Origin of the sequence: Pseudoglutamicibacter albus, from assembly GCF_031458175.1 — a bacterium.
GTDB classification, from domain to species: Bacteria; Actinomycetota; Actinomycetes; order Actinomycetales; family Micrococcaceae; genus Pseudoglutamicibacter; species Pseudoglutamicibacter albus.
The window spans coordinates 2,036,702-2,060,168 of record NZ_JAVDXX010000001.1; the positions used below are offsets into that span (position 1 = coordinate 2,036,702).

Annotated in this window: 16 protein-coding genes; 12 read left to right on the forward strand and 4 right to left on the reverse strand. The window is 59.4% G+C overall.

Annotated features, from left to right (window positions below):
- Window positions 1–62: 62 nt before the first annotated feature.
- Window positions 63–1,349: a M18 family aminopeptidase gene (locus J2S67_RS09005; RefSeq protein WP_310248377.1), complete on the reverse strand. Its 1,287-nt coding sequence runs from the start codon at window positions 1,347–1,349 to the stop codon at window positions 63–65.
- Window positions 1,346–2,896 (reverse strand): glycosyltransferase family 87 protein, encoded by a 1,551-nt coding sequence (locus tag J2S67_RS09010; protein ID WP_310248379.1) that lies wholly within the window; start codon window positions 2,894–2,896, stop codon window positions 1,346–1,348. The genes J2S67_RS09005 and J2S67_RS09010 overlap by 4 nt, the downstream gene beginning before the upstream one ends.
- A gap of 117 nt (window positions 2,897–3,013) precedes the next feature.
- On the opposite strand from J2S67_RS09010, the gene J2S67_RS09015 reads away from it, so the two are divergent.
- From J2S67_RS09015 to J2S67_RS09045, 7 genes are all read left to right on the forward strand, one after another.
- Window positions 3,014–4,318, forward strand: coding sequence for an acylneuraminate cytidylyltransferase (locus J2S67_RS09015; protein ID WP_310248382.1), 1,305 nt, complete (start codon window positions 3,014–3,016; stop codon window positions 4,316–4,318).
- Between the two features lie 76 nt (window positions 4,319–4,394).
- The gene (locus J2S67_RS09020) at window positions 4,395–5,306 is read left to right on the forward strand and encodes an N-acetylneuraminate synthase family protein (RefSeq protein WP_070491302.1); all 912 of its coding nucleotides are present in this window, start codon (window positions 4,395–4,397) and stop codon (window positions 5,304–5,306) included.
- A 51-nt stretch (window positions 5,307–5,357) separates the two neighbouring features.
- Window positions 5,358–6,482 (forward strand): glycosyltransferase family 2 protein, encoded by a 1,125-nt coding sequence (locus tag J2S67_RS09025; RefSeq protein ID WP_310248386.1) that lies wholly within the window; start codon window positions 5,358–5,360, stop codon window positions 6,480–6,482.
- On the forward strand, window positions 6,479–7,981 hold the full coding sequence (locus tag J2S67_RS09030) for a polysialyltransferase family glycosyltransferase (protein ID WP_310248389.1): 1,503 nt from the start codon (window positions 6,479–6,481) through the stop codon (window positions 7,979–7,981). The genes J2S67_RS09025 and J2S67_RS09030 overlap by 4 nt, the downstream gene beginning before the upstream one ends.
- Window positions 7,978–9,039: a hypothetical protein gene (locus J2S67_RS09035; RefSeq protein ID WP_239446845.1), complete on the forward strand. Its 1,062-nt coding sequence runs from the start codon at window positions 7,978–7,980 to the stop codon at window positions 9,037–9,039. Before J2S67_RS09030 ends, J2S67_RS09035 begins: the two co-directional genes overlap by 4 nt.
- Window positions 9,036–10,544 (forward strand): DUF6716 putative glycosyltransferase, encoded by a 1,509-nt coding sequence (locus tag J2S67_RS09040; RefSeq protein ID WP_239446846.1) that lies wholly within the window; start codon window positions 9,036–9,038, stop codon window positions 10,542–10,544. The genes J2S67_RS09035 and J2S67_RS09040 overlap by 4 nt, the downstream gene beginning before the upstream one ends.
- 213 nt (window positions 10,545–10,757) lie before the next feature.
- Window positions 10,758–11,843 (forward strand): inositol-3-phosphate synthase, encoded by a 1,086-nt coding sequence (locus tag J2S67_RS09045; RefSeq protein ID WP_310248393.1) that lies wholly within the window; start codon window positions 10,758–10,760, stop codon window positions 11,841–11,843.
- Between the two features lie 97 nt (window positions 11,844–11,940).
- Here J2S67_RS09045 and J2S67_RS09050 read toward each other — a convergent pair whose 3' ends face one another.
- Complete coding sequence (locus J2S67_RS09050) at window positions 11,941–13,353, reverse strand: CCA tRNA nucleotidyltransferase (RefSeq protein ID WP_310248396.1); 1,413 nt, start codon at window positions 13,351–13,353, stop codon at window positions 11,941–11,943.
- A 113-nt stretch (window positions 13,354–13,466) separates the two neighbouring features.
- Between J2S67_RS09050 and J2S67_RS09055 the strand changes: the two genes are divergently transcribed.
- From J2S67_RS09055 to trxA, 5 genes are all read left to right on the forward strand, one after another.
- The gene (locus J2S67_RS09055) at window positions 13,467–14,018 is read left to right on the forward strand and encodes an NUDIX hydrolase (RefSeq protein ID WP_083285482.1); all 552 of its coding nucleotides are present in this window, start codon (window positions 13,467–13,469) and stop codon (window positions 14,016–14,018) included.
- Window positions 14,008–15,729 (forward strand): murein biosynthesis integral membrane protein MurJ, encoded by a 1,722-nt coding sequence (murJ, locus tag J2S67_RS09060; RefSeq protein ID WP_310248401.1) that lies wholly within the window; start codon window positions 14,008–14,010, stop codon window positions 15,727–15,729. Before J2S67_RS09055 ends, murJ begins: the two co-directional genes overlap by 11 nt.
- Before the next feature lie 119 nt (window positions 15,730–15,848).
- Window positions 15,849–17,723 (forward strand): hypothetical protein, encoded by a 1,875-nt coding sequence (locus tag J2S67_RS09065; RefSeq protein ID WP_310248403.1) that lies wholly within the window; start codon window positions 15,849–15,851, stop codon window positions 17,721–17,723.
- A 291-nt stretch (window positions 17,724–18,014) separates the two neighbouring features.
- A complete protein-coding gene (gene trxB / locus J2S67_RS09070; RefSeq protein WP_310248406.1) occupies window positions 18,015–18,959 on the forward strand; it encodes a thioredoxin-disulfide reductase in 945 nt (314 codons plus the stop codon).
- A gap of 159 nt (window positions 18,960–19,118) precedes the next feature.
- Window positions 19,119–19,442: a thioredoxin gene (gene trxA, locus J2S67_RS09075; RefSeq protein ID WP_310248408.1), complete on the forward strand. Its 324-nt coding sequence runs from the start codon at window positions 19,119–19,121 to the stop codon at window positions 19,440–19,442.
- 1,587 nt (window positions 19,443–21,029) lie between these two features.
- On the opposite strand, the gene J2S67_RS09885 is transcribed toward trxA, so the two are convergent.
- Window positions 21,030–21,971, reverse strand: coding sequence for a ParB/RepB/Spo0J family partition protein (locus J2S67_RS09885; protein ID WP_407682070.1), 942 nt, complete (start codon window positions 21,969–21,971; stop codon window positions 21,030–21,032).
- Between the last annotated feature and the right edge of the window lie 1,496 nt (window positions 21,972–23,467).

Here is a 23,467-nt window from a genome sequence, read left to right on the forward strand (position 1 = left end):
GGCATTACATCACGTCTGGGTCCCCATCTCTACAAGCCCAGGTGAAGCGCAAGTGAACTAAGTTATGCGGTATAGAAAACCTTCGCAACCTTATATAGGTCGTGAAGATCGCTCACGCCTGCAAGCTCGCGGGCCGAATGCATCGACAGAATCGGGATACCCACATCCACGGTGCGAATCCCTAGGCGGGTCGCCGCGATCGGGCCGATCGTGGAACCGCACGGGATATTGTTATTCGACACGAACTCCTGGCTCTCAACCCCAGCCTCGCGGCACCAGCTAGCCCACGCTGCAGCACCGAGCGCATCAGTCGCATAGCGCTGATTGGCGTTGATCTTCAAGATCGGGCCAGACCCCAGAAGTGGCTTGACCACCGGATCATGATGCCCCGCATAATTCGGGTGGATCGAATGCCCCACATCCGATGACACATGCCAGGATTCTGCGTACGCCCGCGCCTGATCCACAGCGGATGCACCCAAACCCGCATAAATACGGTTCAAAACATCCTCAAGGAACGGGCCAGCAGCACCCGAACGGGACGCCGAACCCAGCTCCTCGTGGTCAAAAGCCGCGAACATCGCAATCCGCTGAGCATCCTGGCCCACACCTGCATCCGCTACCTCACCGAGGGCAACGCAACCGGCGTGAACGGAAGCCAAGTTATCCAGGCGGCCCGCCGCGAAAAACGCTTTATCCTTGCCGAAAGCCTGACCACGAGCCGAGTCAGCGACCACCGCATCGAACCCATCGATCTGTTCAGGATCAACACCGGCGGACGAGGCGAGCTCGGCCAACAGATCATGCTCAGCAGGCACACCCAGACCCCACACCGGCTGAGTCTGGACCTGCTTATCCAACGCGAGTTTCTCATTCACGCCGCGGTCCAAGTGGATCGCAAGCTGCGGCAAACGCAGCAGCGCGCCCGTATCAGCCAAAACCACAGAACCGTCACGCATCGCCAAGCGGCCCGCCAAGCGCAGTTCACGGTCCAGCCACGAATTCAAAAGCGGGCCACCATAGATCTCAACGCCGGCCTGCAACCAGCCGTGGTTACCCGTGGTCGGCTTCGGTTTGAGCTTGAAGCCCGGGGAATCCGTGTGCCCACCAAAAATATTCGCTGGTGTACACGGGTCCGCATTCGCCGGGACCGTCCACGCGATGACCGCGCCATCACGCACCACCACGAACTTCCCGCCCGGCTGCGCGGGCCACTCATCGTGCTCAGCGAGACGCGTGAAACCCTGTTCTTCGAGGCGTCGAGCGCTTTCCTCCGCCGCGTGATAGCTCGAAGGGGACGCATCAATAAAGTCCGCGAGGTCCTCTACATGGGTCAACGCCTGGGTCATGACTCTCCTTGTTCACTCGAAGCCGCGCGGGATGCGGATGCGCGGGCTCTTGTTGGCTCGCTTGTGCCTGTTCTGGCCCGGGACGGCTCGTTTTTGCTTGTACGGGGTTTGGTTCCGGCTTTGCGTCGGCCTTTAGCGGCCCTGGCACCTCGCCGTTGTGGGCTCGCGAACAGGCCGCCGAGCGGATCATCCAGCCCCACGCGCCGTACAGGGTCTTCCTCAGGGCGGAGGATGCATCTGATGACGAGGAACATCAGGGCCCCGAGCGAGGCGATGTGGCCCAGGACGGTCATGCTGAAGATCCAGTCTGGGAAGAAGCCGCGCGCTTGATCCGGCTGCGCCATCCCGTAGAGGCGCATCCAGATCGCTACAAAGTGGAACACCTCAAACAGTTGCCACAGCAACAGTGCGCGCCAGCGCGGATACGCAAGGACAGCGAGCGGGACGAGCCACATCACAAACTGCGGCGAGTAGACCTTACCGATCAGCACGAACATCGCCAGGATCAAGAACGAAAGCTGTGCAACGCGCGGCCTATATGGAGCGATGAGCCCCAGCATCAAAACGCCGAGGCACCAGAAGCCAAAGAAGATGATGCCCAGCAGGGAGATCGTATCCGCCGTCAACACAAGATCAGGTGCGCTGCGGCCGATCGTCATGTTCCACAGTTCCCACGTCGAGGAGAAGCCCGCGCCTCGGTCGGAGGAGAACGTATAGAAAACGGCCCACCGTTTCGGGTCAATCAGATAGACCGGCAGGTTGATCACAAGCCAACCAATGCCAGCACCGCCTGCGATCTTGCCGAAAACATGCCAGCGGCGGGTGCGCCACGCCAACGTGAAAAACGCACCCAAAACCAGTAGTGGGAAGAGTTTGACCGCCCCACCTATACCGATCAATATCCCGCCAAGCCACGGATGCTCGCGCGCAACCGCGAACAAGCCAGTGACCATGAGGGCGATCGCCCACATGTCCCAGTTGACGGTCAACGCGAGGATGATCGCGGGAGACAACGCAACCATCGCGGCATCCCAGATGCGGCGAGAACTCATCTTCGCAACCGCGATAACAACAACCGCCCACAAAACCACCGCGAGGAACGCGTTGATGTCAAAGTAAAGGAGGCTCTGTTGGCGGGGTTCAAGTGAACGCGGCACAAACAGTGAAACGAGTGAGGCGATGATCGCCATGCCCGCCGGGTACTCGAAAGGCTCCTGCCCGGAATCGAACGGCGCGAACGGGGTCTCGTTGAACCCGCGGGCCCCCCACAGTGCCGTCCAGTCCGAATAGCACATCCCTATATAGCGGTACGGGTCACCCCAACCGTTGATGCGGCACGTGGTCTTGGTGAAAATAGCAATCACGCCAGCGATCGCGACCAGCACCAACAACACCCGTTCGATGCGCCAGAACCCAGGCGAAACAACCCCCGGAGCGGTTCTGCGCCCCAGCGGACCGCCGATCGCTCCCACCAGGGACTTCACCACGGAGTCGTTGCGACTCGGCACCGTTACACGCAACGGCCCCTTCTTAGGTCCTTTACTCATGCCTCTAAGCCTACTTTGAGCTAGTTAATCTGTCGTTCACGCTGGCCGCGATGAGCTTCATTTACAGTTCACGTCGAGCATGAACTCCGGACACATCAAGCCCATACCTTGTCATATGTGACCACAGAAACGACTCCCCCACAGCAAGCCGCTGCACCGCAGGCCACACCGGCCAGTGTAGCCGCGCCAGACTCCCGAAGCGGCGCGACCGTCATCATCCCGGCCCGCGGAGGTTCCAAAGGTGTGCCGTTGAAAAACCTGCGCCCTATCGCAGGCCGTTCACTCGTAGGCCGCGCGATCGATGCCGCACTTGCAGCGGAATCGGTCACCACAGTCTACGTATCTACCGACCACCCAGGCATCGCTGACGAAGCCCGCCGATGCGGAGCCGGAGTCATCGAACGCCCCGCGGCCCTCTCCGGTGACACCGCATCGAGCGAATCCGCTCTGCTTCACGCCCTGGAAATCCTCGAAGCCCGCGGCGAACGCCCAGCCGTGACCGTGCTAGTGCAGTGCACATCGCCGTTCATCCGGCCAGAAGACCTCCAGGCGGCCGTGACCGCGGTAGAGACGAAGTCGGCTGATGTAGCGTTCTCGACCGTCGAAGACCACGGCTTCCTCTGGACCCGCACGCCCAACGGCAACGTGACCGCGGTAGGCCACCAGGTCGCCTACCGGCCGCGCCGCCAAGACCGTGCGCCTCAGATGCGTGAAACCGGTGCGTTCTACGCGATGAACACTGAAGGGTTCATCGAAACCCGCCACCGTTTCTTTGGAACCCTCACCGCGATCGAGGTTCCAGCGTGGACCGCACCGGAAATCGACACCCTCGATGACCTCGAACACGCAATCCGCATCGCCGAACTACACGAAGCACCCGTCCAAGCGCTCGATGTTGACGCGCTCATCATGGACTTCGACGGCGTCCACACCGATGATTCGGTGACCATAACCCAAGACGGAACCGAATCCGTGAAGGTGTCCCGCTCTGACGGCATGGGAATCAAGATGCTGCGCCAAGCGGGCGTTCCGATGGTCATCGTCTCCACCGAAACCAACCCTGTAGTGACAGCCCGGGGCAAGAAGCTCAAGGTCGAAGTCATGCAGGGCGTGGAACACAAAGCCGAAGCCGTATCCACGTGGATCAAAGAACACGGCCTCGACCCGGCCCGGGTCGCGTTCCTCGGCAACGACATCAACGATCTACCGGCGTTCGCTGAGGTCGGCTGGCCGCTGGCTGTCGCAGACGCGCAGCCGCTGGTGACCCGCGCGGCCCGCATCTCCATCTCCGCACCCGGCGGACACGGCGCAGTACGCGAAGTATGTGACCGGATTCTGGCGGCACGCAACGAAAACCGCGAAGTCAATGACCCAGCGGGACTACTGCCACGTTCCATCCCCCAACCGGCACATCTTGCCTAAACAGTTCAAACGTCCAAACAGTTCAACAACCAAAACTTCAAGCCATAACGGCTCCCTTGTGAAAGGACTCAAAGAAATGACGAAGCACCCAGCTAAGACCGTTCAGATCGGCGAGAAGACCCTCGGCGTAGACCAGCCTGTCTACGTCATCGGTGAAATCGGCATCAACCACAACGGTGACGTCGACATCGCAAAGCAGCTCATCGACGTGGCAGCTGACGCCGGCGCCGATGCAGTGAAGTTCCAGAAGCGCACCCCGGAGATCGCTGTCCCGGAGCACATGCGCAACAAGCCACGCCAGACCCCATGGGGCGAAATGACCTACATGGAGTACAAGCACCGCGTCGAGTTCGGTGAGAAGGAATACAAGGAGCTCATGCAGTACGCGGCAGCGCAGGACCTGCACTGCTTCGCTTCCCCATGGGATGTCCCATCCGTCGAATTCCTCGAAGACTTGGGCGTTGTCACCCACAAGATCGCGTCCGCATCCGTGACCGATAAGGAGATGTTGCGCGCCCTTCAGCAGACCGGCAAGCCACTGCTGCTCTCGACCGGCATGTCCACCCTGGCTGAGATCGACGAGGCCGTAGCGATCCTCGGAACCGATAACCTCGTTCTGATGCACTCGTGCTCGACCTACCCGATGCCACCAGAGGAAGCCAACCTCCGCTCGATCACGACCCTCGAAGACCGCTACGGCGTCCCAGTGGGCTACTCGGGCCACGAGGACGGCCTGCAGATCTCCCTGGCGGCTGTCGCTCTAGGCGCTGTGACCGTGGAACGCCACATCACCCTCGACCGCACGATGTGGGGCTCCGACCAGGCCGCTTCCCTTGAGCCACGCGCTTTCGAGCAGCTGGTCACCGACATCCGCATCCTCGAAAAGGCAATGGGTGACGGCCGCAAGCGCGTCATGCCAGGCGAGGCAGCTAAGAAGGATTCGCTGCGCCGCGTGACCGAAGACCCAATGGCAGTCAAGGTCGGCTAAGCGCACATCAACCCAGACCGCGTAGATATTGCAGTAGATATTGGAGGAGCCGTGACTGCTGCCGCAGCACCAACCGAGGCACGCTCGGATCAGCCCGAGCAGATCTCGCTGATTGTGACAACCCACAATCAGAAACACCTGCTACCGGACACGCTCGTCTCCACAACCCGGCAGATGCCTGCCGGTCAAGAAGATCAGCTGCACGTCATCGTGGTCGATGACGGTTCCGAGGAAGACGTAGAGGACGTCATCGATTCGTTCCGTCCGCTGCTTCCGCGTCTGACACTTCTGAGGAACCCGGTTGCGCTCGGCGTCTCTGCCGCCCGCAACCGGGGCCTCGAAGTGGCCCGTGGAACCTATATCGCGTTCCTGGATGGGGACGACTGGCTTGAGCCACTCAGCCTAAGTGTTCGGGCTGAGGCGATGCAGAGGCTCGGCGTGGACTTCATCCGTGTGCCGATGATCGAGGAGAAAAACGGGACACGCACTGTACGCAACTTACCAACCGGGCGCATCGGGACCGTAGAAAACCCGCGGGACTTCATCATGCCGCCCAACAACAGCACCATCATCGATAACCCGTGGGTCGCTGCCGGAATGTATCACCGCCGCCTCCACGACGAACTCGATGTGATGCGTTTCGACGAAAGCCTCTCGACCGCTGAAGACCGCTTGTGGCTGTGGGGCGTGATGCTCGCGGCATCCACGTGCGCTTTCATCGAAGGCCCCACCACGATGTGGCGCCGCGGCCTTGCCACAACGCTCACCCAGGTCGGTGACGAACGTCAGCTGCACTTCGCCCGCGCGTTCGGGAAGATGGCTGACCTGCTCATTAAGGACGCCGAAGGCGAGCGTTTCATGCCGAAGCTCGCCCGCCAGTTCCTGGCGATCACGTGCTTCCAGCTTGAACGTAAGGATCGGTTGAGCAGCGAACTCCAGGAGCAAATGAGAACCGAGATCCGGGCCACTGCAGGCAAATTCGATCGCGAGCTCATCATCCAGACCGTGAAAGAGATGGGCCCTAAACGCCTCAAGCTCCTGGGCCCCGTGCTACCGGAAGTAAAAAAGGAAATTGAGGGCGCAGGTTTCATGGCCGCTTTGCTCTCGTTCCGGCCTTCCGCCTCCCCTTCTTCTGATACCGCCCCCGCTTCTGATACAGCAAAGAGCAGCCGATGACTCAGCTTTTCCAGGCTTCAACCCTCTACCAGGTGGCCTCTCTCGCCGCGATGATCGACGCCGGCGCAGTCCCTGAAGACGGCGACCGCGTGCTGTGCGTGGTTGACTCAACCCGCCAACCAGAACTGGTCCCCGGGATCACCGGGGCGACCGGTTTCGAAGAGCTTGCCTCACGCTTTGACCGTGTCATCAACTTCGGCGAATTCATTCGCCCGCTGCGTCCGCACCAGTTCTCCCCACGCCAGGTAGAGGCGCCGATGTGGCGGAAACTGTTCTGCAAGTATTTCGATCTGCCCCTGACCCAGCCGGGCCACGCATCGGAAATCTCTTTGTGGCTTGAATCCCTCCAGGTCAACCCTGGCCGGGCGCTCGCGACCGTCTTCCACGACGCGCCTATCACCGTCCACGCCGACGGGCTCATGGCCTACGGGCCGCTGCGTGATCCCCTGCCCATCGAGATCGGTTCGCGTTTGGACCGCGTGGTGCACCTGGACATCGTGCCTGGCCTCAAGCCGCTCTACGGCGCGGAATGGGGTGCAGCCTCCGATGCGGTGGGGCTTGAACACTTCACTCGCGTGATCGATGCGTGGGCTAACAAGGTTGAACCGTCAGCTGCGTGCGCGAGCATCATGGCCTCGGGTAAACCTGCCGGGCTGATCCTGGGGCAATACCTCAATGAGTTGCGGCTCATCACCGATGAAGAAGAGCACGAACTGACCACCCGCATGGCGCAGGCAGCGCTCGATGCCGGTGCAGAGGTCATCGCGTTCAAGCCGCACCCATCGGCCTCCTACACTTCACGCATCGTGACCCGGGAAGTCGTGGAATCCCTCGGCCTCGAATACGTCGAGATCACCGATACCGTGCCGGCAGAAATCGTCGCCACCTGGATCAAACCAGTCGTGGCGGTCTCGATCTTCTCGACCGCACTAGCAACACTGCGCTACGGCTACAACATCCCCGCGGTAGCGGTAGGGGCCGAGGATGTGATCCACAACCTCAACCCGTACCCGAACTCCAACCGCGTACCCGTCATGCTTGCTGACGCGCTGTTCCACCGCGGCATCCCAGCACCAGCGGACGACCCTTCCAAGGAAGGCCGCCTCCAGGCACTTCTGAACACGGTCGCTTACACGATGCAGCCCGAGCGGATGAAGGCCCTCTACCCAGAGGCGTTCGAGTTCTGCACCTCAGACCCCGAGCTGCGAAAGCTCTACCTGCGTAAAACCCGGCTGTATCAGCTCAACCTCATGAAAACCAACCCGACCAACACCTACGAGCGCCTCGTAGGTCACCTCGGTAACGCGATGGGGGCCAAAAACTTCAACGCCCTCAAGAACAAGGTTCAGACCTCCAAACTGCTGAAGGTTCCATCCAAGGCGGCCGTCAAAGCCCTCTCCGCGCTGGGTAACCGGAACGCACAGGGTAACCGAAAAACACAGGGCAACCAGACAGCACAGGGTAACCGGAAACCGCCAGGCCACCAGAAACAACAATGAAAAACTCACGCAAGCCCCGGTCACCGCGCGCGGCTCGCGCCCAACAGGAAACACCTCGCCCCAGGCTCGGCACGAGCGAAATCTGGGTTGAATCCCCGCTCCAGCTGCTCAGCGCCATCGAAGCTCACGCGGCCGGCCTCACCGGAACCTCAACCACCGTGCGCATCCGCCCTGGTATTCCAGGCATCGAGAAAACGGTCGAGGTCCTCAACCGGCACGTACCCGAAGGCGTCACCATCAGCGCCGAAGGCCAAGACATCACCCCCATCGGCTCAACACCCATGAACCGGTGGGGTGCCGGGGATATGCTCTCCGGGCGAGTCCAAAGAGCGATGCTGGGCCCACTCGGCGAGCGTGAAATCATCATCGTCGATGACGGCCTCGCCACGCTCGCGTTCCTCGACAAACTCACCGACCCTAAGCCCACGCCGCTCGTGCGAGACCGAGGTAAGAAAACCATCGGGCGCCTCGCCCTCGGGCTCACGGCGTGGCACCGGCTCCGGTGGGCCGCCAAAAACAACCGCGTACTGCTCATCACCGCGCTACCGCTCGTACCGGAGCTCTCGCAGCGGCTCACCAACATCGGCGTACGCGTTGAACACCATGCTTTCGAATGGGCCAGGAGCCAGCCTGCAGAAGAGACCTTCTGCGAACAAACCATGCTGATCGGTTCAGCGCTCGCCTATGACGGCCTCATCGGTGCCGAACCCTACATCGACTGGATCACCCAACTAGCCGCCGACACCCCGTTGGCCTACTTCCCGCACCGGCGAGAAAAAGGCGAACTGCTCGAGAAGATCCGCGCGATCCCGGGCGTCAACGTCCAAGACGTCACAACCCCGGTAGAACTGCGGCTCAGCGGTTTACGCCCCCTCCAACGCGTCATATCCCTGCCCTCAACCGCGGTGACTTCGCTACGCATCCTGCTGGCCGGGCGCGGCATCGACGTGACATATAAACGCATCCCAGACTCGTGGTGGACCTCGCAGGCGACACCAGCACTCAGGCAACACCTTCTTTCATCCGTCTCACTCAAACAAGGTAAGGAAAAAACATGACGGTTAGGACCATCGCGGCCATCGCAGACTCCGACTCATACCTCAAATACGCCGTCCATTTCCTTGACCAGCTCAAAGACTGGCGGCGCCAAGTAGTGGTCGTGCGCTCACACGTGATCCCGACCTCCGTACAAACCCGTGCGGCACTAGCCGGAACGTTCCTCGAAGGCCGGCCGCCCGCCGTCGTACCGGTGCGCAAGCTCTCCACCAACCTCAACCCGATGCCGGACGTGGTGCTAGTTGCCGCTACCGGGCCGATCGCCCGCGAAGTACTCATCCACTTCGCATCCCTCAAAAACCGCCCGGCACTGATCACCGCGCTACCAGGCATCGCTTTCCCGGCAACCTCGCGCGCGCTAGGCTTCCGTGAACTCTCCGACACGTTCATGGTCCACTCCCTCGCAGAAGCCGACGCGTTCGCGATCCTCGGTGAGAAGATGAGCCTCGACGGGATCACCCCGCGCGCAGTCCTCCCGAACGGTAGCTTCGACAGCGGATTCGCTAGCCACAGCAGCTTTGGCGGCAATGGCTTCGGTGGCGGGACCTACGATGGCGGGGCCTACGATGCCGGGGCCGCCGGTAACGCTGAGGCCGACGAGGACGCGGAGGCTGTGGAGGAGGCCGGCTTGGACCCTGAACGCCCAGCGATCGACGAGCCAGACCCAGCCGACGCGCCAGAAATCGTCAAAGCGGCTCAAGAGCAAGGCCACGCCCCCACCCCGCCGCTCGAGGAAGAGAATATCCTTCCGCCGAGCTTCGCAGTCGGCAGGCTCCCGATGCTCAGCCACCACGAGCCGCCCGAGCCAGACATGACCAGCGTCAACCGCATCGTCTTCGCGCCACAAGCGAAAATGCCATTCAAGCAATTCCAGCGCCTCGAAATCCTCAAAGCCCTGGCAGAAACCAAGCGCAAACATCCTGAGGTTGAGGTTATCGTCAAGCTACGTGCGTTGCGTGGGGAACCGCAGACCCACATCGAACGCTTCCCTTACGACTACCTGTGGGAGAACTACTGCGCCGAAACCGGCGAAGACCAGAGCCTGCTGGACTTCCAGACCGGTTCACTCGCCGAACGCCTCACGCCAGGTTCGGCACTCGTGACCGTGTCGTCGACGGCGGCGGTCGAGGCGATCGACCGCGGGCTGCGGGTCGGGATCATCTCCGACTTCGGAGTCACCAAGAAGCTACTCAACGCGATGTTCAGCGAATCCGGCCTCCTCATGACACTCGAGGAAATGCAGGACCTCAACATCCCGCACGCCAACCAACAGTGGCTGCGCCGCAACTACTTCCACACCCCGGAAGACGTCAAGGCCGCACACCGCCGCGACATGGAACACGAACTCGCTGCACTAGCCGATGCGGCACGCAAGGGCTACCTCGACGTCTCAGCAGCCGCGATGGCCCGCGCCCGCACCCGCGCATGGCGCGCACGCCTGAAAACCGCCCTTCCGGCACCGGTGTGGAAAGCGGCACGCAACGTACGCAACGCCGTCCGCGCCTAGCCGCTTCAGCACTCGCGCTCAATACGGCTCACGCGTGTGTGGGATGCCGCACACGCGTGAGCCGCGTTGCCCGGCGACATGTTGCCCCTGTGACGACGTGTGGCGCCTAGTGACATAGACGAACTTTGCGCGGGCCATGAACTAAACTGAGCGCAGATCTCAAGTGCCGCTTTCGCGGTGCCTTTATTCTCTATTTCCAAGGAGACGGTTTCCGTGTCGGATAACGCAATCCGCGTCGCCATCGTGGGCGTCGGCAATTGTGCGACCTCGCTCGTGCAAGGCGTTGAATACTACAAAGACGCCGCAGTAGACCAGACCATCCCGGGTCTGATGCACGTGCAGTTCGGCGACTACCACGTCAACGATGTGAACTTCGTTGCGGCATTCGATGTTGACGCCAAGAAGGTTGGGCTCGACCTCGCCGACGCGATTCAAGCATCCGAAAATAACACGATCAAACTCTGCGACGTCCCGAAAACCGGTGTGACGGTCCAGCGCGGCCACACCCTCGACGGCCTCGGCAAGTACTACCGCGAGACCATCGAAGAGTCCACGGAAGAACCAGTTGACGTCGTCGCGGCTCTCAAGGAAGCCAACGTTGACGTTTTGGTCTCCTATCTGCCTGTCGGCTCCGAGGAAGCGAATAAGTTCTACGCCCAGTGTGCCATTGACGCCCGCGTCGCGTTCGTCAACGCGCTCCCAGTATTCATCGCCGGAACCACCGAATGGGCCGAGAAGTTCCGTGAAGCCGGCGTGCCCATCGTCGGTGACGACATCAAGTCCCAAATCGGCGCAACCATCACGCACCGCGTCATGGCCAAGCTTTTCGAAGACCGCGGCGTGATCCTTGACCGCACCTACCAGCTCAACGTGGGCGGCAACATGGACTTCAAGAACATGCTCGAGCGTGAACGCCTCGAATCCAAGAAGATCTCCAAGACCCAGGCCGTCACCTCGAACACGTCCGCGAAGCTCGCCGAACGCGACGTTCACATCGGCCCATCCGACTATGTTGGGTGGCTCGATGACCGAAAGTGGGCTTTCGTACGCCTCGAAGGCCGCAACTTCGGCGATGCCCCGGTCTCGCTCGAATACAAGCTCGAAGTGTGGGACTCCCCTAACTCCGCTGGTGTCATCATCGACGCGATCCGCGCCGCGAAGATCGGCCTGGACCGCGGCATCGGCGGCCCGCTGCTTTCAGCTTCCTCCTACTTCATGAAGTCGCCTCCAGTGCAGGTCAACGACGAACAAGCACACGCCGACGTCGAAGCCTTCATCCGCGGCGAAAAAGACTCCTAAACTTGAAGTCTTGGCCCCAGGGCAACGGCCGATAGGGAGAACGATGCGGGGCGCCACCAACAGTTGGTGGCGCCCCGCATCGCTGTAAGTAGTTGGCCTAGGCGTCCTGTTCAGCCCACCACTCGAGCAACTCTAGTTTCGCTTGCTCCTCTGAAACCGGCCCGCGGTCCAGGCGCCTCTCAAGCAAGAACTTATAGGCCCGCCCCACAACAGGGCCCGGCTTGATGTCTAGGATCTCCATGATCTGTTGCCCATTCAGGTCTGGGCGGATCGCATCCAACGCCTCCTGCTCGGCGAGCTCCTCGATGCGGCGCTCAAGATCGTCATAAGCATGCTCAAGCCGTTCAGCCTTACGCCGATTCTGCGTCGTCACATCAGAACGGGTGAGCAAATGCAGGCGGCTCAAAACATCACCGGCATCATTCACGTAACGGCGCACCGCAGAATCCGACCACGCGACATCCGCATAACCATAAAAACGCATATGCAACTCAACCAGCCGCACCACGGCCTTGATCGTCGCATTGTCATAACGCAACGCACGCAAACGCTTACGCGCCATCTTCGCGCCCACAACCTCGTGGTTACGGAAACTCACCGCACCGTTCTCGAACCGGCGCGTAGCCGGCTTACCGATATCGTGCAGAAGTGCAGCCAAACGCAACACCAAGTCAGGGCCAGGCACCGCATCGTCAGCAGACGTGCCCTCATGCTCGATCGCTTGCCGCAAAACAGTCAACGAATGCTGATACACATCCTTATGGTGATGATTCGCATCCGTCGCCATCTGCAACGCAGGCAACTCAGGGAGCACATAGTCAGCCAAACCCGTTGTCACCATCACATGCAACCCCGAGGCGGGATCAGAACCCAACATCAACTTATTCAGCTCGTCCCGAACCCGCTCAGCAGAGACAATCTCCAAGCGCGCTGCCATTTGCTGCATCGCCGAACGCTCCGGCCTAGCCAACTCAAAACCCAGCTGAGACACGAAACGGGCGCCCCGCATCATCCGCAAAGGATCATCCGAAAACGAAATCTCCGGGCCAGACGGGGTACGCAAAACCCCGGCCTCGACATCCGCGCGCCCACCAAACGGGTCCACCAACTCACCTGCAGGCAAACGCAACGCCATCGCATTGACCGTGAAATCACGGCGAGCCAAATCATCCTCGAGCTTCTCACCAAACCGCACATGCGGCTTACGCGAACCCGCATCGTAGACATCAGCCCTATACGTAGTGATCTCAATATCCTCACCACGCTTGCGCAAAGCGATCGTGCCGAACTCACGGCCCACATCCCACGTCGCCTCAGCCCAACCACGCACCACATCCAGAATCTGATCCGGAGTCGCGTTCGTCGTAAAATCCAAATCAGGTGCCGCCCGCCCCAAAAACAGGTCACGCACCGGCCCACCAACCAGCGCCAACTCAAAACCGGCAGCAATAAACCGCTCACCCAACTCAAGGGCAAGCGCCGGCAACTGCACATCACGTAGCTGAATCACGCTCCTTATCTTTCCAGATATCGCGGAAAGAACCCGAGCCGAGCCAACCAAAATTACCTCTAAACGGCACGGCACCCTGAGAGCCTCAAGCTGTATTAGCTAAAGTGTCCGATATGAGTGACCACGTTCCGAACCCACAGCGCCGCACGCCGTTGACGGCTGCTTTGGCGTGGGAACGTACCCGCACACTGCGGGCATCACAGCGTTTATCCCCCTCAACACCAACAGTTGAAGAGGTATCCGCAGGCGGAATCGTCATCGATCCCGACTCCCCTGACCTGCGCGTAGCCATCATTGCGCGCTACAACCGCGCAGGCCGCCTCGAATGGTGTCTACCTAAAGGACACCCAGAAGGCCAAGAAACACACGAACAAGCCGCAGTACGCGAAATCGCTGAAGAAACCGGCATCCAAGGGCAAATCCTCGTGCCCCTCGGATCCATCGACTACTGGTTCATGGTCCCCCAATACAGGGTCCACAAAACCGTTCACCACTTCCTTCTTATAGCAACCGGTGGCGAACTCACCATCGAAAACGACCCAGACCATGAGGCTGTTGACGTGGACTGGGTCCCCCTAGTCGAGCTCCCGCGCCGACTCACCTTCCTCAACGAACGCAGAATCGCCGAAATGGCCCGAGAGGTAATCGAGACGCATGAGCTCTGAGAGCACTAACGCCTCCGCACAGTCCAAGACCCCCGACCTCGGAAACGAAACAAGCGCAGGCGCATCCAATCGCCGAGGCAAAGCAGTCGCCCTCATGGCCTCCGGTACCCTCATCTCCCGGGTACTCGGATTCATGCGCACCGCGATGCTCGCCATCGCGATCGGCTCAACAACCCACGTGGCAGACATCTTCGAGAAATCGAATACGATGCCCACGATCATCTTCATGCTGCTGGCAGGCGGCGTTTTCAACGTCATCCTCGTGCCGCAGCTGATCAAAGCGTCAAAGAACGCTGACCGCGGCAGCGAATACACGTCCAAGCTACTGACGCTCACGATCCTCGTGATGGCTACGTTCACCGCAGTCTTGACCGCCAGCGCCCACACACTCACAAGAATCTTGTCCTCCGGGTGGTCAGAAGCGATGATCGCGCTCGGAACCGTATTCACCTATTGGTGCATGCCGCAGGTCTTCTTCTACGGGGTATACGCCGTTGTGGGCCAGGTCTTGAACGCCCACCACCGCTTCGGCGCCTACATGTGGGCACCTGTGGCTAACAACGTCATCCAGGTCGCATCACTAGCGATCTACATATTCTTCTTCGGCGCCTATACCGGCCGTTCTGATCTGTACTTCGCCAACTGGACCACCCACCAAACCGTGGTGCTTGCCGGTGGCGCAACCCTCGGTGTGGCAGCGCAAGCGCTCATATTGTTCTGGCCATTGAAAAAGCTCGGACTCAACCTACGTCCTGACTTCCGTTTCCGCGGAATGGGACTGCGTAAAGTCGGCCAGATGGCTGCCTGGACTCTGTTAGCCATGGCGCTTGGCAACATCGTCAACCTCTACACCGGTAAGGTCGTCTCCGGCGCAACCGCGGTCCGTGAAGGCAACCCGTCCATCCCGGGTGAAACCGCGTTCAACCAGGCCCAGTTGATTGTGGTCCTCCCCCACAGCCTTTTCGCGCTATCGCTGGCTACCGTGCTGTTCAACGAGTTCAGCAACGCGTTCAGCGAGAAACGCGACAAGGACGTAGGCCACTTGCTTTCGCATGGCCTGAGGACCATCGCCATCCCGATGCTGTTCTCAACGGTCGCTTTGGTCGTTTTGGCTGGTCCGCTTGGAAGGCTTTTCGGCGGTACCAGCGTGCAGTCCGCAGCAGCCGGTTCCGCAACGGCGACGTTGATTCTTTTGATGGCGCTGGGGCTGCCATGGCAGTCCTATAACTTCTTCCTTATGCGCGTCTTCTATGCGAAAGAAGATACTTTTACGCCGATGTTGTTGCAGGTGTTCTACTCGGCGTTAACCCTGGCAGCCGCCATCTTGGTCGCCTACAGCGTGCCATGGGAAATCCGCGCACAAGCCCTGTGCATCTCATTCCCCATCGCGCACATCTCACTCACCATCGTCGCCCACCTCACCATCCGTAAAAAATACGGCCACTACGGGGCCGGGCACGTCATGGACCAATACATCAAAATCGGGTGGTGCGCCGTCGGCGCCGGCCTCATCGGAGCAACACTGGCCTACAGCTTCGGCGCCTACGACTACGGGTGGGCCTGGAGCGGCTACCTGCCAGCCATCGCCACCATCTGCATGACCGGCATCGTGATGCTCGCCGCCTACCTCGGAATCCTCAAACTGGCACGCATCCCAGAACTCGACGACTTCCTCGCCCCTGTTTTGCGCAAACTCAAGGTTTCGCGCTAACGCATCCGCGGGAACTTCCCCGGTAGCATGAACAATAGAAACAGTTTCCAACACAAACGCACCAGCCGCACCGCACACCAACCAGGACCGGCAAGGCTGGTCGAGTTCGAGGAGTAAACGTGTCGGAAGAGATCGACAGCGGCACCGTATTAGGCGGGCGCTATCAGGTTGGCGAGCTCATCGTCGCGACCGAAGAAGGCGACCGCGTGTACGCAGGCACCGACCAAGTCCTCAACCGCGCCGTCTCCATCCTCACTGCGGCACCGCATAACGCGACCCGACTCGCCGTAGCCGCCCGCGAAATCGCGATCGAAACCCGGCCCTCCCCGGTGAAGGTCCTCGACCTCGGCATCAGTCAGTCCACTACCTACCTCATCGCCGCTGACGCTGAAGCGGCAGACATGCTTGACCTGGTCATCGAGAACGGCACTCCCTACGTTGAACCGTTCATGACCGACACACTCGGTTCCGAGATCTTCGGCGAATCCCGCTCCTACGAACCACAGGTCTACGACGACGACGCCGAATACTACGAAGAACTCGCCCACGAACAAGCCCGCAAACCATTGTTCTCAGGTTTCGCCGGCCGGTTCCGCAACCGCCGCAACAGGAATCAGGACGTCTACGACGACTCCTGGGATACCGATGATGAGAGCAATGACGAGCAGGGTTCCGGCGCCTGGGCAGCAGGTTTCGGCGCTGGCGCACCGGCAGGTACCGGGGCAGGTTCTGGCGCCAGCAGTGGCGCCGGGGCTGGGGCTGGGGCTGGCAGTGGCAGTGGCGCCGGGGCTGGGGCTGGATCGCAGCATCCAGCGATCAGCGACCCACACGAGACTCAGCCCGAGAATCTAGGCTCCTCGGAGCTTCCACCTGTTGAGCCATCGTCTGCCGGTGCTTCTGATTCTTACCAGAGCGGCCCGATCGCGAGCGTGCCCACCTCAGCCAGCGAGGCTTCCCAGGAGTCCGCACGGAACCGGGACACTGGTCGGGGTACCGGTCGCAGCGGTAGCAGGGGTACTGATGGGAGGGGTACTGGCGGGGGCGCAGCCGCGGGTGGTTTCACTGGGTTCGGCGGCTTTGACTTCGCTGATGTCCCGACTGAGATGAACCCCATCGTCACCCCCGGCATGCGTGAAAGCCGTGAGGATGCAGATGCGCGTGCCGCCCGTGAAGCTTCTGAGCGCGATGGCGAGATGCGTCCTGCATCTCGTTTCCCACGCCAGGCGTTCGGTGCCGGAGCTGCTGCGGGTGCTGGCGCGGGCGCAAGCGGCGCGGCCGCTTCCGCAGATGGCACTCAGTCGCAGGCGTTCGAAGATGCTGAACCGGAAGATAGCGGCAACAAGTTGACCCGTGTAATCGTCGGGGGTCTGCTTGGCCTGCTGATGATCGGCGGTGTCGTCTTCGCTGTCGGAAACCTCACCAAAGACAAGGAATCCCCGGCACCTGTTGCTTCTGCTTCTCAGGAGAACAAGAAGAAGCCGGAGAACTCAGGGGGTTCTGAGTCTCCATCTCCTTCCGAGAAGGAAAAGGAGAAGGAAGTTAAACCGGCTGTTCAGTCCATCAGCCGTCTGGTTCCTGGCGCGCCTGAATTGAATGCGGATACTGACGGCGAGTTGCCGAAGGCGATCGATGGCTCGCTAGCGACGTCCTATCAGACGTACAGCTACACCACGCCGCAGTTCGGTAACTACGCTCAGTCGATGGCTTTGGTTCTGGAGCTTGAAGAGACCGCCTCTGTCAAGCAAGTCAAGCTTGAGGGCTTGAATGGCGTTGGCGGAAACATGCAGATTCTAGTGGGTGACACGGAGAACATTTCTGATGCTAAGGAAGCCTATTCAGGCTCGTTCTCTGGCCCAACCCTAGAAGCCGGGCTCGGTAAGGGCGTTGAAGGGAAGTATGTTTTCGTGAACATTACCGAGCTTCCAAAGATTGCTAGCGGTGGCCCTTCTGGACGCCCTTATGGTTTCACTGTCGCAGAGATCAACGTCGAGTAAATGTACCGTTCCGCGACACCGTGGACGCCGTGCTGGACCGCTTTGTAGATTCAGCACATCAGAATGAATAACGCGCCTCAGTGGACTAGCACTGTAGGCGCGTTATTCGTTTCTGCTCTGGAATAGCTCACCTGCGTTTCTTGTTTCTATTAACGAGTGAGCGCAGTTCGTGTTGGCGTTGCATTCTGCCCACGCTGGGCGGTCCTCCTAGGGTTTTGTAACGTCATGTGCGGCTGCCGGTCAGTACCGTGGAACCCATGACGGTGGGTCCTCTATGAAAGGCCATGTTAGGTGAGCACTGAAAAGATTCATGATGTGGTGATTGTCGGTTCCGGTCCTGCCGGTTACACGGCAGCGATCTATACCGCCCGCGCTGATCTTAAACCGATCGTTATTGCAAGCTCCGTCGATGCCGGCGGTGAGCTCATGAAGACCACTGAGATCGAGAACTTCCCTGGCTTCCCTGAAGCGATCATGGGTCCTGATCTGATGACGAATATGCAGCAGCAGGCTGAACGCTTTGGCGCTGAAGTTATCTACGATGACGCTAGCGCTCTTGAGCTCGATGGCGAGGTCAAGAAGGTTGTGCTCAGTGACGGCACTATCTACCAGACGCGTTCTGTGATTGTCGCATCTGGCTCGGCGTATCGTGAGCTTGGGCTGGAGTCGGAGACGCGACTCACCGGTCATGGTGTGAGCTGGTGCGCCACGTGCGATGGTTTCTTCTTCCGTGATCAGGAGATCGTTGTTGTTGGCGGCGGAGATTCTGCCATGGAGGAGGCGCTCTTCCTGACGAAGTTCGCTTCCAAGGTTACGATCGTTCACCGCCGTGATTCGTTCCGTGCCTCGGAGATCATGGCTGATCGGGCACTGAACCATCCTTCCATCGAAGTTCGGTGGAACAGCGAAGTCACAGAGATTCTGGGTGATGACAAGGTTTCAGGTGTTCGTCTACGTGACACGGTGACGGGCGCGGAGAGTGAACTGGACGCGTCTGGCGTTTTCATCGCTATTGGTTCCGATCCTCGCGTTTCGTTGGTTGCCGGGCAGCTCGATATCACCGACGAGGGCACTATCGCAGTTGAAGGCCGTACCTCTAAGACCAAGATCCCTGGCGTATTCGCTGCGGGTGATGTTGTGGACCCAACCTATAGGCAAGCCATCACGGCTGCAGGTTCTGGTTGTACCGCAGCCATTGACGTGGAGCACTACTTGGCTTCGCTGAAGGAGAGCTAGGCCGCCCTCCCCCAGAACTAGGCCGCACTCTCCCCCATAGATTTGTACATCGAGTTCCGTACATAGAGATCCGTACACAGTTCCGCAGCCGCCTCGCTGGTAGAGCGTGCGTCTGTCCCGAACCCAACAATCTTTTCCCATCGAGTTTTAGGAGTAGATATGAGCAACGTTATTGATGTAACTGAAGCAGATTTCGAGGAGAAGGTCCTCAAGAATGAGAAGACCGTTCTGGTGGACTTCTGGGCAGAATGGTGCGGCCCTTGCCGCGCCCTTGGACCGGTTCTCGAGGAGATCCAGGAAGAGGACGGAGGGAAGCTGCAGGTAGTCAAGGTCAACGTTGACGAGAACCAGGGTATCGCCGCGAAGTACGGGATCACCTCGATCCCTGCTGTGTTCGCTTTCAAGGGTGGCCAGCACGTCGCTACCTCTATCGGTGCGAAGCCAAAGGCTCAGCTACTCGACGCCTTCAAGGACTACATCTAATCGACCGGGTTTGTTTCACATGAAACATGCCGCAGCTCGGCCGTTCCTTTGTTCCACGTGAAACACGGCGGATACTAGCTAGCGTTTCACGTGAAACGTAGACATGCATGAGGGAGTCAGTTCCAGTGGGAACTGACTCCCTCATTTCTTATCCACTCGCTTCGCATACGCAATCACGTTCCTAACCTATCCTCCGTTCCGACCCTCCTGCTCCGGTCTGTTGTTCGGAGTTATCTGCTCTGAGTCTGCTGTTCGGAGCCTTCTGTTCGGCGTCTGTGTTCTGAGTCTTCTGTTCTGAGGCATTGAGCCGCCCCGATACTCCGTTCCTTTCCGTGTCTCCTACTTGGCCTGCGCGTCGATGGAGAGACCCTGTTGTATGTGCAACGAGCCTGGCTTGTTCGACCGTCGCTTGCAATCACTTGTTTGTGCCTTCTTCAGCTTTCACAGCGTGAACTTGGTCTGGGCACACGGGTACGAGTGCGCACGCATGTGGACGCCCACGAAAGACTGGCAATCAGGACGCGTGAGTGACAGTGCTATCTGCAGACAGGCGCCGGTCCTATTAGCTGATGTAGCCGCCATGTACTGGCCCAGCGTTCCTTCGTCCTGTCTTATCCGGCGCCTCTACCACTCCCCCGCATCGGCCTCGAACGTACCGCTTCTGATATTCCACGCAACCTATGCTCGCCTCGCATAGCGTAACGATGACGCGACTCAGTACATTCTGTTTCGTGCTGACTAACAGTCTTCTTCTGTTGTATCTGCAGTTGATGTGCACTGCCGACGCCACTCATTACTTCTGTCCTGGAAACCAGATTCTGCGTCTTGCTGCGTGGTCCTGCGTCGACGTGGTTGCCAGGAACGGCCGGCACACCTTGCCTCATGAATAATCTGAACGCTGCCCGACGGACAATCCGCGTCCAATGTTTCACATGAAACAACCACTCCCCTGCTACCGCGTATCTCGGTGGGCGCTCATTTCATACAACGGGATCCACACCGTCTGCAACTACGAAGTCAATGGCACGGATCAATGTGTTGAGGTCATGACCCACTGCAGCAACAATGTGCAGGTCTGAGAAGTGTTTGGTTTCCCGACAGGGTTCACCCGCAACCACCCTGTCCACCCCAGAGATCTCTCATGACACCCTTCCAATCACGTCTCACGACTTCTTCACCCATGTGTCACGACATCGTTCACATCACGAGGCGAGGTGCGAGCCTTCCGTCATTGCATCCCACGTCAAGACACGGGCGGCGGCAAAATGAGCTTGTCCCGGCGGTCAGGAACAACGAATACATCAGTGTGCAGTAGCGGCAACCGGAACAAAACAGCCCTGGGAACACCGGAATCCGCAATACTGCAGAGAGGTTCCCTGGCCGTCTTTGCTGACCGCACAACGCGGAACGATGTCCTGAAACATCCACCAAGAAGCGGAAGGCGGAACTACCACATCAATACAGTCACGACACATCACCACTATGGGACACAAAAGGTAGGGCCTGGTTCGGATAGCTTCCGAACCAGGCCCTACCTCGTTTCACGGTCAACACGTCAGTCAAGGACTCACGCGGGCAATACAAGAGCTACTCTCCGAGACCCGTCTCGCCCTTGATGATGCCCATGATGCGGTTGAGGTCATCAACTGAGGCGAAGTCAATTTGCACCTTACCCTTGCGGGCGCCAAGCGTAATCTTGACGTTAGTCTCGAGCCGGTCTTGGAGTTGGTTGGCGAAGAAGTCCAACCGCTCCTGCCTGCGAGGCTCAGCAACCTTCCGACGTTTCTGAGGCTCACCCTGACGTTCAATAGCCTGAGCGAGCTCTTCAGTCGCACGTACAGAAAGGCCTTCGTTGACTACACGTTGCGCCAGCTTTTCCATATCCTCGGTGCTGCTCAGGGCCAGGATGGCGCGCGCATGACCTGCCGAGAGAACCCCTGCGGCCACACGGCGCTGTACCAACGCTGGCAGGCGTAGCAACCGGATCGTATTGGAGATCTGAGGACGGGAACGACCGATGCGTTCAGACAACTCCTCCTGAGTACACTCAAACTCAGCCATCAACTGCTGATACGCGGCTGCTTCTTCAAGCGGGTTGAGTTGAGACCTGTGAAGGTTTTCAAGCAGGGCGTCCCTGAGCAGGTCAGAGTCATCGGTCTCCCGAATAATGGCAGGGATGACATCGAAACCTGCTTCTTGGGTGGCGCGCCAGCGGCGTTCACCCATCACCAACTCATACCGTGGTCCACCTTCTTCGCGTGAAGGCCGCACGACTACCGGTTGAAGCAGGCCGATCTCTTTGATCGAATGAACTAGCTCAGCGAGTTCTTCTTCGTCGAATACCTGCCGCGGCTGTTTACGGTTCGGGTGAATGTCATCGACGGGAATTTCGCTGAACGTCGCGCCTGGCACTGCAACTAAGTCGTCACCTGCCGTCGCCGTCTCAATGTCGCCGCTACCAGCAGAGCCTCTCGTTCCACGTGAAACACTCTCTTGACTCCGAGTCGAGAGCACGTCTGGTACAGACATTCGTGATCGCGAGTCTCGCCTAGTCTCGTGGGCGCCACTGCCGTCTACTGAATCATGTTCAGTGCTGCGATCCGCCTCGGTGGTGAAGAAGAAGTCCACAGGGCGCCGCTTGTGGTTAGCTTTATCCCCCGTTGCTTTCCGCGCGGATTTACCACCCTGGACATTGGAGGCTGAAGTTGCCTGCGTTTCACGTGAAACTTCAGACGCCTTAGAGCGTCCAGTTGTGTTGCTTGCTCTAGATTTCTCAGCGGGTGTACGCGCCTCACTCTTGGTTGCTTTCGCATCATCTTTGGTCGACGTAGGCTTACTCTGCGACGCCTTAGCGCTACCTGTCTTGGTCGTCGCAGATTTCGCCTTAGTGGTGGAAGACTTTTGTGTTGCTTGAGTCTTCGACTTTTTAGATCCGGTCTCCGCAGATGTAGCCGAGGACTGAGAAGATGCCTTCGTACGAGTCGCGCCCTTCGCGGCCTCTGTACGGGTCTTGGCTCGTTGCTCTGTATCTTCGTTGTTCGCTGTAGTTTCGTTGGCGGATTGTTGTGGGGTGCTCGCCCCGATGAGTGCACCTAGTCCCCTACCGAGACCGCGCCTACGTGGTGTGGCCATCTAAACGCTCCTTCGCTCGCAACTAGTTTATCCGCTTTGGCGCGAATCCCGGCCTTGGACTTGGTAGGTTTCCCCGCAATTCATTTTTCCTGATCAGTACAGTGAGCCGCGGGCTCCCGCCTCATACGGTTTCCATCCCTATCGCAGGCTAGTTTCATGCCTGGGTTTCACGTGAAACGGTCCAACGAGCTCGTGCATCTCTTCCGGGTTCGCTTGTTCTGGCAGGGAATAGCCAAGAAACGCCGTCTACTATCACCTTGCGCCCGTCCTGTCTCTACCTGGTTTCACGACATCACTCACCCGAAATCACCTCTTTCAGCCCAGAGATGTGTCACGACACCCCCCAACTATGTGTCACGACATCGTCCCGCACAAGACAAGGTGCGACCAGTCCACTGCCGCAGACCAAGTTGAGACGGGCCGGCGCAGAAACTGGCTGTTCCGGTGGACCGCGAGTTGCGACTACACCGGAATAGACCAGCCGCTGCGGCAGCAAGATAGCCCAGGGAACACCGGGAACCGCATGAGTGCCGGTACGTTACCGGGGCGCCTTGGCCGTGCCCAAAAGCGGAACGATGTCCTGACACATTACATTCCCGTCCCGTCTTCCTTTGGTACGCAAGCAGGGATCCCCTTCGTTGCAGGCGTCCCCGCATAGCTCTCTGAGGTCATGTGCGCGAGAACTGAGACGCCTTCAAACGCACAAGACCCTATTTCAGTTAGCGTTGCAACGCTGCAACAATTCGCCTTGTCGCTTACCTGCTAACCACTCTCTACTCCCTGCGTTTCACGTGAAACGGGCACTGGCATTCAGCATCACCGGGTTCTCATAACATCACCTAGTTGCCACGTTCCTGCGGAAACAAGAACTACGCTCCTGCCGTTACTGAAGA

Coding starts and splice junctions, on each gene's coding strand:
- J2S67_RS09010 (WP_310248379.1), bottom strand. CDS start 2,896: ATGAGTAAAGGACCTAAGAAGGGGCCGTTGCGTGTAACGGTGCCGAGT.
- J2S67_RS09005 (WP_310248377.1), bottom strand. CDS start 1,349: ATGACCCAGGCGTTGACCCATGTAGAGGACCTCGCGGACTTTATTGAT.
- J2S67_RS09885 (WP_407682070.1), bottom strand. CDS start 21,971: ATGTCTGTACCAGACGTGCTCTCGACTCGGAGTCAAGAGAGTGTTTCA.
- J2S67_RS09030 (WP_310248389.1), top strand. CDS start 6,479: ATGACTCAGCTTTTCCAGGCTTCAACCCTCTACCAGGTGGCCTCTCTC.
- J2S67_RS09040 (WP_239446846.1), top strand. CDS start 9,036: ATGACGGTTAGGACCATCGCGGCCATCGCAGACTCCGACTCATACCTC.
- J2S67_RS09020 (WP_070491302.1), top strand. CDS start 4,395: ATGACGAAGCACCCAGCTAAGACCGTTCAGATCGGCGAGAAGACCCTC.
- trxA (WP_310248408.1), top strand. CDS start 19,119: ATGAGCAACGTTATTGATGTAACTGAAGCAGATTTCGAGGAGAAGGTC.
- murJ (WP_310248401.1), top strand. CDS start 14,008: ATGAGCTCTGAGAGCACTAACGCCTCCGCACAGTCCAAGACCCCCGAC.
- J2S67_RS09035 (WP_239446845.1), top strand. CDS start 7,978: ATGAAAAACTCACGCAAGCCCCGGTCACCGCGCGCGGCTCGCGCCCAA.
- J2S67_RS09055 (WP_083285482.1), top strand. CDS start 13,467: ATGAGTGACCACGTTCCGAACCCACAGCGCCGCACGCCGTTGACGGCT.